At 66.1% G+C, this 12,995-nt stretch carries 13 protein-coding genes, 1 tRNA gene and 1 pseudogene; 7 read left to right on the top strand and 8 right to left on the bottom strand.

Annotated features, from left to right (window positions below):
• Nucleotides 1-27 precede the first annotated feature (27 nt).
• From HNP71_RS09780 to HNP71_RS09765, 4 genes are all read left to right on the top strand, one after another.
• Complete coding sequence (locus HNP71_RS09780; protein WP_183266734.1) at nucleotides 28-2,547, top strand: helicase-related protein; 2,520 nt, start codon at nucleotides 28-30, stop codon at nucleotides 2,545-2,547.
• A 3-nt stretch (nucleotides 2,548-2,550) separates the two neighbouring features.
• A complete protein-coding gene (locus HNP71_RS09775) occupies nucleotides 2,551-2,829 on the top strand; it encodes an RNA-binding S4 domain-containing protein (protein WP_183266733.1) in 279 nt (92 codons plus the stop codon).
• A gap of 69 nt (nucleotides 2,830-2,898) precedes the next feature.
• A complete protein-coding gene (fdxA, locus tag HNP71_RS09770; RefSeq protein WP_183266732.1) occupies nucleotides 2,899-3,231 on the top strand; it encodes a ferredoxin FdxA in 333 nt (110 codons plus the stop codon).
• Nucleotides 3,232-3,285: 54 nt separating this feature from the next.
• Nucleotides 3,286-4,062 (top strand): CarD family transcriptional regulator, encoded by a 777-nt coding sequence (locus HNP71_RS09765; protein ID WP_246344168.1) that lies wholly within the window; start codon nucleotides 3,286-3,288, stop codon nucleotides 4,060-4,062.
• Nucleotides 4,063-4,136: 74 nt separating this feature from the next.
• Here HNP71_RS09765 and tldD read toward each other — a convergent pair whose 3' ends face one another.
• The 6 genes from tldD to apaG all read right to left on the bottom strand — a co-directional run bounded on the left by tldD (nucleotide 4,137) and on the right by apaG (nucleotide 9,308).
• Nucleotides 4,137-5,573, bottom strand: coding sequence for a metalloprotease TldD (tldD, locus tag HNP71_RS09760; RefSeq protein ID WP_183266840.1), 1,437 nt, complete (start codon nucleotides 5,571-5,573; stop codon nucleotides 4,137-4,139).
• Nucleotides 5,574-5,586: 13 nt separating this feature from the next.
• Nucleotides 5,587-6,639, bottom strand: coding sequence for a COX15/CtaA family protein (locus HNP71_RS09755; protein WP_183266731.1), 1,053 nt, complete (start codon nucleotides 6,637-6,639; stop codon nucleotides 5,587-5,589).
• Nucleotides 6,636-7,667: a COX15/CtaA family protein gene (locus HNP71_RS09750; RefSeq protein WP_183266730.1), complete on the bottom strand. Its 1,032-nt coding sequence runs from the start codon at nucleotides 7,665-7,667 to the stop codon at nucleotides 6,636-6,638. The genes HNP71_RS09755 and HNP71_RS09750 overlap by 4 nt, the downstream gene beginning before the upstream one ends.
• 58 nt (nucleotides 7,668-7,725) lie before the next feature.
• A complete protein-coding gene (locus HNP71_RS09745) occupies nucleotides 7,726-8,205 on the bottom strand; it encodes a nucleoside deaminase (RefSeq protein ID WP_343062381.1) in 480 nt (159 codons plus the stop codon).
• Nucleotides 8,202-8,843 (bottom strand): GTP cyclohydrolase I FolE, encoded by a 642-nt coding sequence (folE, locus tag HNP71_RS09740; protein ID WP_183266729.1) that lies wholly within the window; start codon nucleotides 8,841-8,843, stop codon nucleotides 8,202-8,204. The genes HNP71_RS09745 and folE overlap by 4 nt, the downstream gene beginning before the upstream one ends.
• A gap of 75 nt (nucleotides 8,844-8,918) precedes the next feature.
• Nucleotides 8,919-9,308, bottom strand: a complete 390-nt coding sequence (apaG, locus tag HNP71_RS09735; protein WP_246344167.1) for a Co2+/Mg2+ efflux protein ApaG — start codon at nucleotides 9,306-9,308, stop codon at nucleotides 8,919-8,921.
• A 115-nt stretch (nucleotides 9,309-9,423) separates the two neighbouring features.
• Between apaG and HNP71_RS09730 the strand changes: the two genes are divergently transcribed.
• The 3 genes from HNP71_RS09730 (at nucleotide 9,424) to HNP71_RS09720 (ending at nucleotide 12,049) form a co-directional block, all read left to right on the top strand.
• Complete coding sequence (locus tag HNP71_RS09730) at nucleotides 9,424-11,115, top strand: tetratricopeptide repeat protein (protein ID WP_183266727.1); 1,692 nt, start codon at nucleotides 9,424-9,426, stop codon at nucleotides 11,113-11,115.
• The gene (locus HNP71_RS09725; protein WP_183266726.1) at nucleotides 11,115-11,960 is read left to right on the top strand and encodes a 4-(cytidine 5'-diphospho)-2-C-methyl-D-erythritol kinase; all 846 of its coding nucleotides are present in this window, start codon (nucleotides 11,115-11,117) and stop codon (nucleotides 11,958-11,960) included. Before HNP71_RS09730 ends, HNP71_RS09725 begins: the two co-directional genes overlap by 1 nt.
• A 14-nt stretch (nucleotides 11,961-11,974) precedes the next feature.
• Nucleotides 11,975-12,049 (top strand) — tRNA-Gln (locus HNP71_RS09720).
• A gap of 3 nt (nucleotides 12,050-12,052) precedes the next feature.
• Here HNP71_RS09720 and HNP71_RS09715 read toward each other — a convergent pair.
• Nucleotides 12,053-12,733, bottom strand: a complete 681-nt coding sequence (locus HNP71_RS09715) for a sensor histidine kinase (protein WP_183266725.1) — start codon at nucleotides 12,731-12,733, stop codon at nucleotides 12,053-12,055.
• 73 nt (nucleotides 12,734-12,806) lie between these two features.
• A pseudogene (locus HNP71_RS09710) lies at nucleotides 12,807-12,995 on the bottom strand (glucose-6-phosphate isomerase); the annotation flags it as partial.

Raw genomic sequence — 12,995 nt, 5'->3', positions numbered from 1 at the left:
AGGCCGGTTCCCACCTAAGTCCGCAGCATGTCAGCATTCCAGCCCCGGGTGAAGGCCGTTCTCGGCCCCACCAACACGGGCAAAACCCATCTCGCCATCGAGCGCCTGCTGAGCCATTCCTCCGGGATCATCGGCTTTCCGCTGCGGCTGCTGGCGCGCGAGAATTACGACCGCATGGTGGCGGCCAAGGGCATCCGCAACGTCGCCCTCATCACCGGCGAGGAGAAGATCGTGCCCCCCGGGGCGCGCTGGTTCTCCTGCACGGTGGAGGCCATGCCGCTCGACCGCAAGGTGGAATTCCTCGCCGTGGACGAGATCCAGCTCTGCGCCGACCCGGATCGCGGCCATATCTTCACCGACCGTCTGCTCAACGCGCGCGGCTTGGTGGAAACCATGTTCCTGGGGGCCGAAACGATCAAGCCGCTGCTCAAGCGGCTGGTGCCGGGCGTGGAAATCGAGACCCGCCCCCGCCTCTCCCAGCTCACCTATGCCGGGCCGGTGAAACTCTCCCGCCTTCCGCCGCGCTCGGCCATCGTCGCCTTCTCCGCCGCCGAGGTCTATGCCATCGCCGAGGCCGTGCGCCGCCGCCGTGGCGGCTGCGCCGTGGTCATGGGCCGCCTGAGCCCCCGCACCCGCAACGCCCAGGTGGCCCTGTACCAGGACAAGGAAGTGGACTTCCTGGTGGCAACGGACGCCATCGGCATGGGGCTGAACATGGATGTGAACCATGTCGCCTTCGCCGGGGTGCAGAAATTCGACGGCCACAAGCCCCGCCTGCTCTACGCGCCGGAGGTCGGGCAGATCGCCGGGCGCGCGGGGCGCGGCATGCGCGATGGCACGTTTGGTGTGACGGCGGATTGCCAACCTCTGGGCGAAGAGCTGGCCGAGGCCGTGGAAGCGCACCAGTTCGAGCCGCTGGAACAGCTCTGCTGGCGCAACGCGGCGCTTGATTTCCGCTCGGTGGACACGCTGCTCGACAGCCTGACTGCGCCGCCAGACCGCCCCGGCCTCGTGCGCGGGCAGGACGCGGCGGATGTGCTTACCCTGGCCGCGCTGAACCACGATTCCGAGATCCGCAAAGCCGCCCAGGGCCGCAACGCGGTGAAGCTGCTCTGGGAAGCCTGCCAGATCCCGGATTTCCGCAAGCTCGCCACCGATGCGCACGTGAAACTCTGCGGCCGGGTGTTCAACCATCTGCGCGCGGCGGAGAAGCTGCCCGAGGATTGGGTCCGCCGCGAGATCGAAAACCTCGACAAAATCGACGGCGATATCGATACGCTTATGCAAAGGCTGACGGATGTGCGCGTTTGGGCGTATATAACCGCCAGAGCGGATTGGATGCGCGACGCCGACACCTGGGCCATGCGGGCCCGCGCGGTGGAGGATAGGCTTTCGGATACGCTACACGTAAAACTGATGGCGCGGTTTGTTGATAAGAGGGCAGCACATTTGACGAGACGATTGGAAGACGCCGAGGCGGCAGAGCTGCAGGCGGTCGTGGCCAATAACGGCCAAGTACTGGTGGAAGGCCATGAGGTCGGGCATGTGGAGGGGTTCCAGTTCCACCCCGATCCTTCAACCCAGGGGTCCGAGAAGAAGCTGGTGCTGCGCGCCGCCCGCCGCGCTTTGGCGCAGGAGATGCCCCGGCGCATCATCCGCGCCGAAACCGCCGCCGATGACGCCTTCACCCTCACCGATGACCGCTTCATCGAGTGGGAAGGCGCGAAGATCGCCAAGCTGAAGAAGAGCGAGACCTTCCTCAAACCCGCCGTGGATATCATCCATTCCGAGTTTCTGGACGGCCTGGCCCGTGAGCGCCTGCGCGCCCGCCTCGCCACATGGCTCGCCACCGAGACGGAAAAGCGCCTTGGCGCGCTGCTGAAGGCGATGGAAAACCCACCCGCCCCACTGCGCGGCATCGTGCACCGGCTCAGCGAGTCCGGCGGCGTACTGCCGCCCGAGCCCGTGGCGCAGGAGCTACGGCAGGAAGCCAAGACCTTCGGTATCGATCTCGGTCGCTTCGCCATCTACCTGCCCGCGGCCCTCAAGCCCGGCGCTGCCCGGTTGCGCGCGTTGTTCTGGGGCGTCTGGCACGACCGCAACCCGCCCCCGCTGCCCGCCGCCGGGTTGGTGAGCGCGCCGATGCCCAAGAACTGGGGGGCGGATTTTGCCCTGGTCATGGGCTGGGTCCAGGCCGGTGAGCTGATGATCCGCCTGGACGTGGTGGAGCGCGTCGCCCGCGAGCTGCATTACCTGCTGCGCAAGCACCCCATCCTGCTGCCACCGAATATCGGCTCGCGCATGGGGCTCAAGCCGGACCAGCTCGCCCCCACGCTGCACGTGCTGGGCTTTCGCCTCATCCCCACTGGCACGCTCGGGCCCAAGCATTACGGCCCGGCAGCGCCCGCCATGCTGGCCCGGCGCAAGATGGAGCCGCACCGCCCGCACCACGCCCCCGCCGCCCAGGCGCCGGAGCCGGAACCCGCAGCGCTGGCGGACAGCCCCTTCGCCGCCCTGGCAGCGCTGAAGAAAACCGCGCGCCGCTGACGCATGGCGGACGAGGAGCAGGACTGGCTGCGGCTGGATAAGTTCCTCGTCTTCGCGCGTTTCTGCAAAACCCGCTCAGTCGCCACCGCCCTGGTGGAAAAAGGCGCCGTGCGCATTAACCGCCAGAGCACGGACAAGCCCCACGCCAAGCTGCATCCTGGCGATGTGCTGACACTCGCCTTATCCGGCGGGGTAAGGGTGGTGGAGGTTCTGGGCCTGCCCGCAAAACGCGGCCCCGCGCCCGAAGCTCAAGCGTTTTACCGGGAGATCGGTACCGGATAACTTGCACAAACTCGCCCTTGCGCGCATAGGGAAACTAAGAATCCAGCCTTGTTTATCTAGGAGTGCCTGATGACCTACGTGGTCACCGAAAACTGCATCAAGTGCAAATTTATGGACTGCGTGGAAGTCTGCCCGGTGGACTGCTTCTATGTTGGCGAGAACTTTCTGGTGATCAACCCGGACGAGTGCATCGATTGCGGCGTCTGCGAGCCGGAATGCCCGGCGGAAGCCATCTTCCCGGATAGCGACGACCGCGCCGCCGCCTGGGCCGAGCGCAACCGCGACCTCGCCAAGTCCTGGCCGAACATCACCCGCAAGGGTACCCCGCCGGCCGACGCCGAGGAGTGGAAGGGCAAGCCCGGCAAGGAGTCGCTGCTCTCCCTGGAGCCGGGCCAGCCCTGAGCTGGGCCGCCCCCTGGGTGACGGGGGGCGAAAAATCTGTTACAGAGCACCTATATGAGCCGGGGGCGGATCGACCGCACCCGGTTTTTGGTGGTTGGAGTGGCGATGAGCGAGAAGCAGAAATCCGTTGTGGCGAAGAAGCCGGCCAAGTCTGCGGCCGAGGCGGCAGACGAGACGAACCTGACGGCCAAAGCCACCGACAAAGCGCCAAAGCCCAAGCGCGCGGAAGGTGAAGAGCAGGTTGAACCCGCAACCGCCCCCGCAGCCCCCGCGCCGGTGATGCATGGCGGCGTCCCCGCCGGGCCGATCCGCCCGCTCTCCCCGCCCCGCGCCCCGGCCAAAGCGGAGAACTTCCAGCAGGGCGACTATGTCGTTTACCCGACCCACGGAGTGGGCAAGGTGGAGCGCATCGCGGTCGAGGAGATCGCGGGCCATACGCTGGAACTGATCCACATCACCTTCGACGAAAACCGCATGACCCTGCGCGTGCCGACCAACAAGGCCCGCACCGCCGGTCTGCGCAAACTCGCCTCGAAGAAGCAGTTCGACGACGTGCTCGCCGTGCTCAAGGGCCGTGCGCGCATCAAGCGCACCATGTGGTCCCGCCGCGCCCAGGAATACGAGGCGAAGATCAACTCCGGCGACCCGGCGGCCATCGCCGAGGTGGTGCGCGACCTGCACCGCAATGCCGGCCAGCCCGACCAGAGCTTCTCCGAGCGGCAGATCTATGAATCCGCCCTGGACCGCCTGGCGGCGGAATACGCGGCGCTCGAACAGATCGACAAGGCGACCGCCATCGAGCGCCTCATCGCGCACCTCAAGTCCGAGTAACCTACCCGGATCTCACGTTTTAAACGTTTTTGGGTGCCGCCTTTTTCCAAAAAGGCGGCATTCCTTTTGTGCGGTTACGCCGCAGTCCCGCCGATGGTCAGGCTGGACAGCTTGATCGTCGGCTGGCCGACGCCCACCGGCACGCCTTGCCCGTTCTTGCCACAGGTGCCGATGCCGGGGTCAAGTTCCAGATCATTGCCGATCATCTCCACCTTGGTCAGCGCATCCGGCCCGTTGCCGATCAACGTCGCGCCCTTCACCGGCGCGGTGACCTTGCCATCCTCGATCAGGTAAGCCTCGGCGGCGGTGAAGACGAACTTGCCGGAGGTGATATCCACCTGCCCGCCGCCGAAATTCACCGCATACAGCCCGCGCTTCACCGAGCGGATCATGTCCTCCTTCGAGGCCTCGCCGCCCAGCATAATGGTATTGGTCATGCGCGGCATCGGCGCGTGGGCATAGGATTGGCGGCGGCCATTGCCGGTCGCGCGCATGTTCATCAGCCGCGCGTTCTGCCGGTCCTGCAGAAAACCAACGAGGATGCCATCCTCAATGAGTGTCGTGCGTGAGGTTGGCGTGCCCTCGTCGTCGATTGTGAGCGAGCCACGGCGATTGGGGATGGTACCGTCATCGACCACGGTAACACCCTTCGCCGCGACGCGGCTGCCCATCAACCCCGCGAAAGCGGAAGTCTGCTTGCGGTTGAAATCACCTTCCAACCCGTGGCCGATCGCCTCATGCAGAAGAATACCCGGCCAGCCCGGCCCCAGCACTACTTCCATCTCACCCGCCGGGGCGGGGATGCTCTCCAGATTTACCTCGGCTTGGCGGATCGCCTCGCGCACCGCCGCCTGCCAGAACTCCGACGCGACGATGGGCCCGTAACCCGTACGCCCGCCCGCGCCATGCCCACCGGACTCGCGGCGGCCATTCTGCTCCATCACCACCGACACATTCAGCCGCACCAGCGGGCGCAGATCCGCCACGCGGGAGCCATCGGCGCGGATGATCTCGATCACCTGCCACTCCCCGGCGATGCTCGCCATCACCTGCACCACGCGCGGGTCGGCGGCGCGGGCGAAGGCGTCGATCTGCTGCAACAGCTCGGCGCGCGCGGCGAAGGGCGCTTCGGCCAGCGGGTTCAGCCCGGCGTAAAGCGGCTTGCTCGCCACGGCGGGGCCGGCGGCGGTCAGGGAATGCTCCAACGCCTTGGCGGCGCGGATGGTCTCGGCCGCACGGGCCAGAGCAGGCTCGGAAATCTCCCCGGCGTGGGCGAAATACGCCGCCTCGCCCAGTACGGCGCGTAGGCCGAAGCCCCGGCGCGTGTCGAAGCTCGCGGCACGGATGCGCCCGTCATCGAGCGAGACGGACTCGGACTCGCGATATTCCAGGAACAGCTCGCCATCATCGGTGCCGTCCAGCGCCGGGCTCATCAGCCGCACGGCGGTATCCGGGTCGAGGCCCTCGGCGCCATGGAACAGCGTGCTGGCGGTCTGCAAAGCCTCGGTCATCTCTCTCATCTCCTCATTCCGCCGCGGCGGGTAGACTCTGCGCCCCCGGCGCGGGCAAAGCGCCGCGCAGCTTGTGCCGCGCCGCCAGGGCAGTGGCAAACAGCAGCACGGCGTTCAACTCGTGCACATAGCCGAGATTGGCGCTGCCCAACACGATGGTGGTTATGCCCAGCAGGTATTGCAACGCCACGAAACCGGCGAGCAGCAGAAAATTATCTCGTAAGGCGGGAGAGAGCTTCATGCGCAGGCCCGTCGCGGCGGTGGCCAGCACGGTCAGCGCCGTCACCGTGGCCAGCAGGCGGTGGCAGAACTGCACGGTCGCCTTGTTCTGCACGAAGTTCAGCGCCAGCGGGTGCAGGTCCAACATCCCCGGCGGCACCCAGGCGCCATCCATGGTGGGAAAGCTGTTGAACACGGTGATGGCGTTGGAGGTGGCGACCAGCGCGCCAAAGCCCATGGTCAGCCAGATCAGCCCCACGCTCGCGGTGGCGAGGCTCCGCAGATGCGCCGCCCCCGGCACGGCAACAGGCTCGGGTGTGCGGAAGGTCAGCCCGGTCCAGACCAGCAGGGCGAAGATGAGCATGGCGGTGGCCAGATGCGGCCCACCCCAGAGCGGCGGCGGCGAGAGCACGCCCGGCTGCATGCCGGTCTGCACCATGTACCAGCCAAAGGCTGCCTGCCCCGCGCCGCAAAGGAAGATGAACCCCATCCACAGCGCCTTTTTCCCCCGCAGCCGCCCCTGGATGAGGAACACCGTGAAGGGGATAAGGAACACCAGCGCCATCAACCGCCCCCAGCAGCGGTCGAGGAACATCGGCCAGAACAGGGCCTTGTATTGGTCCAGGCTGATCGGGTGGGATTGGTAGAGCGCGGTCTTCTGGAACAGGCCGAAGAGATAGGCCCAGTCGGCGGCGCTGTGCGGGGGTATCCAGCCGGTGAACGGCTTCCAGACCTGAATGGTGAACCCGGCCCCGATGGTGCGGGCATGTCCGCCCCCCACCGTCATGCCGAACACCATGCAGGCGAGGATGAGAACCCAGGTGCCGAGCGCCTTGTCTGGCTTCATGCGGTCGCCCCGCGCAGCCGGTGCAGCAGGTTGAGCAGCCCGCCCAGCAGCAGCACCGCGTTCATCTGGTGGATGACGCCAATGTCGATCATTTGCGAGACCAGCGCCGTCACTCCCAGCACGAATTGCAGGATCACCAGCAGCCCGATCAGCGCCGCCGCGTCCCGCACCGGGGCGGGGGGCTCGTGGCGGATGGTCTGCACCGTGACGGCCAGGATGGCGATGGTGGCCAGCGTGGCCAGGAGCTGGTGGTCGAAGATGATGGTCGCGGTGTCGGTGAAGATGCCGCTCATCGGCCAGCCCGCGGGCGGCTGCCCGGTGCCGATGCCATTCGCCGGATCGAACGCCGTGATGCCGTGGATGCCCGACACGAAGGTGCCACCGAACATGGCCAGCAGCAGCAGCACGAAGGCTGCCAACGTCAGGCGCTTCAGCCCCTTGCAGCCAGCCGGGCGCGCCGGTTCCGGGGCCTGCACGGTCAGAGCCGTCCACAGCACCGCGCCGAGCAGGAACATGGCGGCGAAGAAATGCAAGCTGAGGCGCCACGGCTCCACGGCGGTGGAGTTAGGGAAGAAGCCGGAGGAGACCATGAACCAGCCAATGAACCCTTGCAGCCCGCCGAGCGCGAAAAGCAGCGCCAGCCAGGGGATCAGCCGCTTCTCAATGCGCCCGGTGAGAGCGAAGCCAACCAGCGGCAGCAGCAGCACGAGGCCCATCAGCCGCCCCCAGAGCCGGTGGATATATTCCGGCCAGAAAAGCTGCTTGAACCCGTCAAGGTCCATGCCCTGGTGCAGGAGCTGGTATTGCGGGATGGTCTTATAAAGCGCGAACAGCTTGTTCCAGGCATCGGCCGACATCGGCGGCAGCGCGCCGATGATCGGGTCCCAATCCATGATGGACAGCCCCGAGCCGGAATCACGCGTATAGCCGCCAATGCCGACCATGACCCAGATCATCCCGGCCAGGACAAACAGCCAAGTGGCGACAAGCTTGCGGTTCTGCGGGCTGGCAGCGGTGTTTTGCGGCATTTTTGGCTCCTATCGCCCGAGGGGATATAGCGGCTGGGGCAAAATCACCAGAGCGCCCTCAGTAAGGAACCTTTGCCGGCAGCGCGGCCCAGGCGGCATAGGCGCCCCGCGCCTCCTCGACGAATTCGGGCATCTGGATCGCCGGAACCGAGCGCTCCCCGGGCGGCTTCGCCAGCTGGCGGTAGAATTCATCGTCATCGAAGCCAATCGCCTCGGCGTCTTCCGGGCCGCAGGCATAGTACACGCAGTCGATGCGGGCCCAGAAAATCGCGGCCATGCACATCGGGCAGGGCATGCCGTTCACGTAGATCGTGGTGCCGGAGAGATCGAATGTCTGCTCCTTGCCCGCCGCATCGCGGATCGCCGTTACCTCGGCATGGGCCGTGGGGTCGCAGGCGGAGAGCACGCGGTTATGCCCCTCGCCGACGATCCTGCCCTCGCGCACGATCACCGCGCCGAACGGCCCGCCATGCCCGCCCGCCATGCCCTGGCGCGCCAGGGCAATAGCCCGGCGCATGAAATCGTCGTGTGCGCTCACGCCTCGACCGGGCCGCAATTGCGCGGCGAGATGATCGCCAGGAACTCCTTACGGGTGGAGGGATCATCGCGGAACGCGCCAAGCATGCGGCTCGTCACCATGCTGGCACCGGGCTTATGCACGCCGCGGGTGGACATGCACTGGTGGTTGGCCTCGATGACCACCGCCACGCCGCGCGGCTGCAGCACGTCCTGAATGGTGTTGGCGATCTGCGCGGTCAGCTTCTCCTGGATCTGGAATCGCCGCGCATAGGCGTCCACCACCCGGGCCAGCTTGGAGATGCCGACGACGCGCGTGCCCGGCAGATAGGCCACATGCGCCCGGCCGATGATGGGCACCATGTGATGCTCGCAATGGCTCTCGATTCGGATATCGCGCAGCACCACCATCTCGTCATAACCCTCGATCTCCTCGAAGGTGCGGGTCAGCAGCGCCACCGGGTCCTCGGCATAGCCCTTGAAGAACTCCTCATACGCGCGGGCGACGCGGGCCGGGGTATCCTTCAGCCCTTCGCGCTCCGGGTCCTCGCCCGCCCACAGCAGCAGGGTGCGGATCGCGGCCTCGGCCTCGGCGCGGCTGGGCTTCTCGGGGCCGCTCTCGGTCTTGGCGAGCTTGTCGGCGGGGGTGTGAACGTTCAAAGCGGTCTCCGTGGCAAAGCGGCTTGTTTCGGGTTGATATGGGTGACGCGGCGCGCGCCGCAACCTTTCAGAAAATTAATGCAGCCTTGTGTTCTGGTACGGGCTGTCGAGGCTGAAGGCCGGAATCTCGATATCGAACTGCGCGCCGGACGGTATGGCCCGCATATGGTACTGCCCGGCCATGAAGCCCGACGGCGTGGAAAGCGGCACGCCGGAGGTGTACTCAAACGCCTCCCCTGGCTGAATCACCGGCTGCTCGCCCACCACGCCCTCGCCATGCACGGTTTGCAGGCGGCCATGCGCGTCGGTAATCCGCCAGCTGCGGCGCAGAAGCTGCACGGCGAAGCGGCCGTTATTGACGATAGTGATCTGATACGCCCAGAAGAACTCGCCCGAATCCGGCTTGGATTGATCGGCCAGGTAGAAAACCTGGACCTCAACCGTGATGTCATGGGTGGTTGCCATAAAGCCTGGGCGCATAAGGCTGAGCGTAACGCAGCCCCGCAGGGGCCACAAGCGCATCCGGGCAAGGCCAATTTTGGGTTTTGCCGAGGTTGAAACGCGCTGCTACACGGTAGGCATGAAGATGACCTCGCTGTTTGGCCGCCGTGGCGCCGTCGCCGTGTGCATTATGCTCTCGGCCTGCGCCGCCGGACCAAGCGGCGCCACCGACTCCCCGGATGTGAACAGCACCTACGGCGCTTTTCTGGCCGCGCGCTACGCCGCGGCGCAGAGCGACCCTGCCTCGGCCTCCAAATTCTATGCCCGCGCCCTGCAGGATCAGGGCAACAACCAGGAACTGATCGCCGAGGGCTTCCTCGCCGGCCTCCTCGCCGGCAACCCCGAAGCCGTCCAACTCGCCCCGAAGCTGCCGAACAACACATTGGCCACGCTGCTGCTCGCCAACCAGGCGGCGCTCTCGGGCAATTTCGACCAGGCCAAGCAGCTTTTTCACGCCCTGCCGCAGGACAATCTGGCCGGGCTGATCAAGCCGCTGCTCTATGCCTGGGCCCAACTGGGGGAAGGGAACGAGCAGGCCGCGCTGACCGGCCTCGGCGGCTATTTCACCGACCCCGCCTTCGGCCCGGTCTATGTGCTCAACGCGGCGCTGATCGCCGATGCGGCGGGCGACACCAAATCCGCCGCCCAGCTTTACGCTAATGTCGATACCTCGCAGCCGAACCTGCGCCTCGCGCAGATCCTGGCCAGCTGGCAGGCGCGGCAGGGGCAACTCGCCCAGGCCAACACCACGCTGAACACGCTGATCTCGGCGCACCCCGATTTGCAGATCGCCCTGCCGCAGCTCCAAGCGCAGATCTCCAAGCCCGTTATCACCACGGCGGCCGATGGCATGGCCGAGGCATACCTCACCCTCGCCGGCTCGCTGAACCAGCCGCAGGAGGCCTTCCTACGCACCATCCTGCTGCGCTTCGCCCTGCAACTGCGCCCGGACCTCGCCGCCGCCCGGCTGCTGCTGGCCAACACGCAGACTGGCAGCGACGATCCCAGCTTCACCCCCACACCCGTGCAGATGCGGAACGCCCTGACGACGCTGCAGCCAATCCAGAAAACCGATCCCCTCTACGGCCCGGCGACCGTGCAGGAAGCGGCGCTGCTCTCCTCCCTCAAACAGCCGGACCAGGCCGTGGCGCTGATGCAAGGGCTGATCGCAGCCAATCCCGGTAATCCCGGACTGCTCGGCGCCACCGGCGACATTCTGCGCAACGCCGATCAATGTCCGGCGGCGATGACCTATTACAATCAGGCACTGAACGCCGTCGGCCAGCCAGCCCCAACGGACGCCTGGAGCTTGTTCTTTGACCGCGGCATCTGCGAAGACGAAACCAGCGGCTGGGCCTCCGCCGAGCCGGACATGCTGCAGGCGCTGAAACTCTCGCCCAACCAGCCTTATGTGCTGAATTACGTCGGCTATAGCTGGGCCCTGAACAACGAGAAGCTGCCCGAAGCCAAGGCGATGCTGCAACGCGCCCTCAGCCTGGACCCGAATGACGGCGCGCTGATCGACTCGCTCGGCTATATCGAACTCAAGCAAGGCAACACCAAGGACGCGCTGGCCCTGCTGCTCAAGGCCGTGCAGCTCTCCGCCGATGACCCGGAAGTGAACGGGCATCTGGGCGACGCCTTCTGGCAGAACGGCCAGCCGTTGCAGGCGGCCTATCAGTGGCAACGGGCACTTTCCCTGCACCCGGACGACAAGCTCGCCGCCGAGCTGAACGCCAAGATCCAGCAGCATTTCGGAACCACGCCCTGATGATCAGCCTGTTCGCGCCGGCCAAGGTCAATCTGTACCTGCACGTCACCGCCAAACGGGAAGACGGCTACCATCTGCTCGACAGCCTAGCCGTGTTCCCCGCCGTGGGAGACAATGTGCGGGTCGAGGACGCCGCCGCATTGTCACTGGAGATTTCCGGCCCGTTCGGCGCCGTGCTGCAAGCCGAAGCAGACAATCTGCTGCTACGCGCCGCCAGGCTTCTGGCGCCGGGGCGGGGAGCGGCGCTGCATCTGGAAAAAAACCTGCCCGTCGCCTCCGGCATCGGCGGCGGCTCGGCGGATGCCGCGGCGGCGCTGCGCGCCTTGAGCCAGCTTTGGGCCCTGAACGCCGAGCTGCCGCCCTTGGCGCTGCAACTGGGGGCCGACGTGCCCGTCTGCCTCGCCTCCCGCCCCGCGCGCATGCAGGGCATCGGCGAGATCCTGGCCACGGTGCCGCGCCTGCCGGAATTCGGCATGGTGCTGGTCAATCCGGGCGTGGCGGTGCCAACCCCCGCCGTATTCAAGGCCCGCCAGGGCGGCTTCACCCCCGCAGCCAACCTGCCCAAGGCCTGGACCAGCGTGGACGCCATGGTGACCGACCTACTGAACTGCACCAACGACCTCCAAACGGCGGCGATCGGCATCCAGCCGGTCATCGGCGAGGTGCTGGACACGCTGACCGCCCTGCCCGGCGCCAAGCTCGCCCGCATGAGCGGCTCGGGCGCCACCTGCTTCGCCATCTTCGCCACCCCGGCCGAAGCTGCTGCGGCTGCGGCGGTAATCAGCCATCCCGGCTGGTGGCGCTGGGGTGGGGGGCTTTACGAGCAGACCCAACCGGACCTATGAGTGCGCCAGCGTTTTGGGACGTCGCCAAGCGGTAAGGCAGCGGATTTTGATTCCGCCATACGGAGGTTCGAATCCTCCCGTCCCAGCCAAATTTACGCGCCCGCCCGCGGCAAGCTAAGCGTTACCTGACAACCCCGGCCAAGCTCACTCGCAATCTCCATCCTGCCCCCGGTCTCCGCCGCGAATCGCGCGACGATCGGCAGCCCCAGCCCTCTGCCGGCCCGGCTGGGCTGGGTGGTGAAAAACACCTCCCCTGCTTTGGCCAGCGTCTCAGGCGCCATGCCACGGCCCGTATCCCGCACGCGGATGAAGACCAGCCCATCCGGCGCGCCGGCCTCGACGGAAATCTCTCCTCCCTCGGCAATCGCATCGGCGGCATTGTTGAGCAGTTCCACCAAGGCAATATTAGCCCGGGCAGGATCACACAGGAGGAGCGCATCCGTATTGGCGACCCGGAACGTGACTTTGATGTTCCCGCTACGCGCGTGTTCCTCCAGCCCTTGGATCAGCTGCCCAAGGAATTGCAGTGACGGTTCCTGCGCATCGCCGCCGGAGAATACCGTCAGACGATGCACCAATTGCACGGCGCGGCCTCCAGCGCGGTTCGCACTCTCGATAAAACCATCGAACTCCGAAACGCCGTTGCGCCGGGCGCGGCTTTGCAGAAGCTCCAAATTACCGAGAATGGCCGTGAGGAGATTGTTGAGGTCATGCGCGACATGCCCGGCAAACCGTGCCAGAGGATCGGGTTGACCTGATACATCCGGCGGCATCTACGCAATCTCCCCATTACTCTACATTCTACCGAAGGTTCTAAATTCCCTTCGGTGGGAAGCAATGGAAGAGCTAGCGCACCGATTGCATAAAATTAATGATGGCCACCGTGGACGAATCCTGCCCGCTGGCATCCACCTTGCCCGCCACCACCGGACTCAGCTGGGTCGCCAGTTCCTTACCCAACTCGACGCCCCATTGGTCGAAAGCGTTGATGTTCCAGATGGCGGCCTCGGTGAAGATGCGGTGCTCGTACAAGGC

It is taken from the genome of Acidocella aromatica, assembly GCF_014201825.1.
Classification (GTDB): Bacteria; Pseudomonadota; Alphaproteobacteria; order Acetobacterales; family Acetobacteraceae; genus Acidocella; species Acidocella aromatica.
The sequence above is the reverse complement of the archived record's forward strand: the minus strand, read 5'-3'. Positions and strand labels throughout refer to the sequence as shown.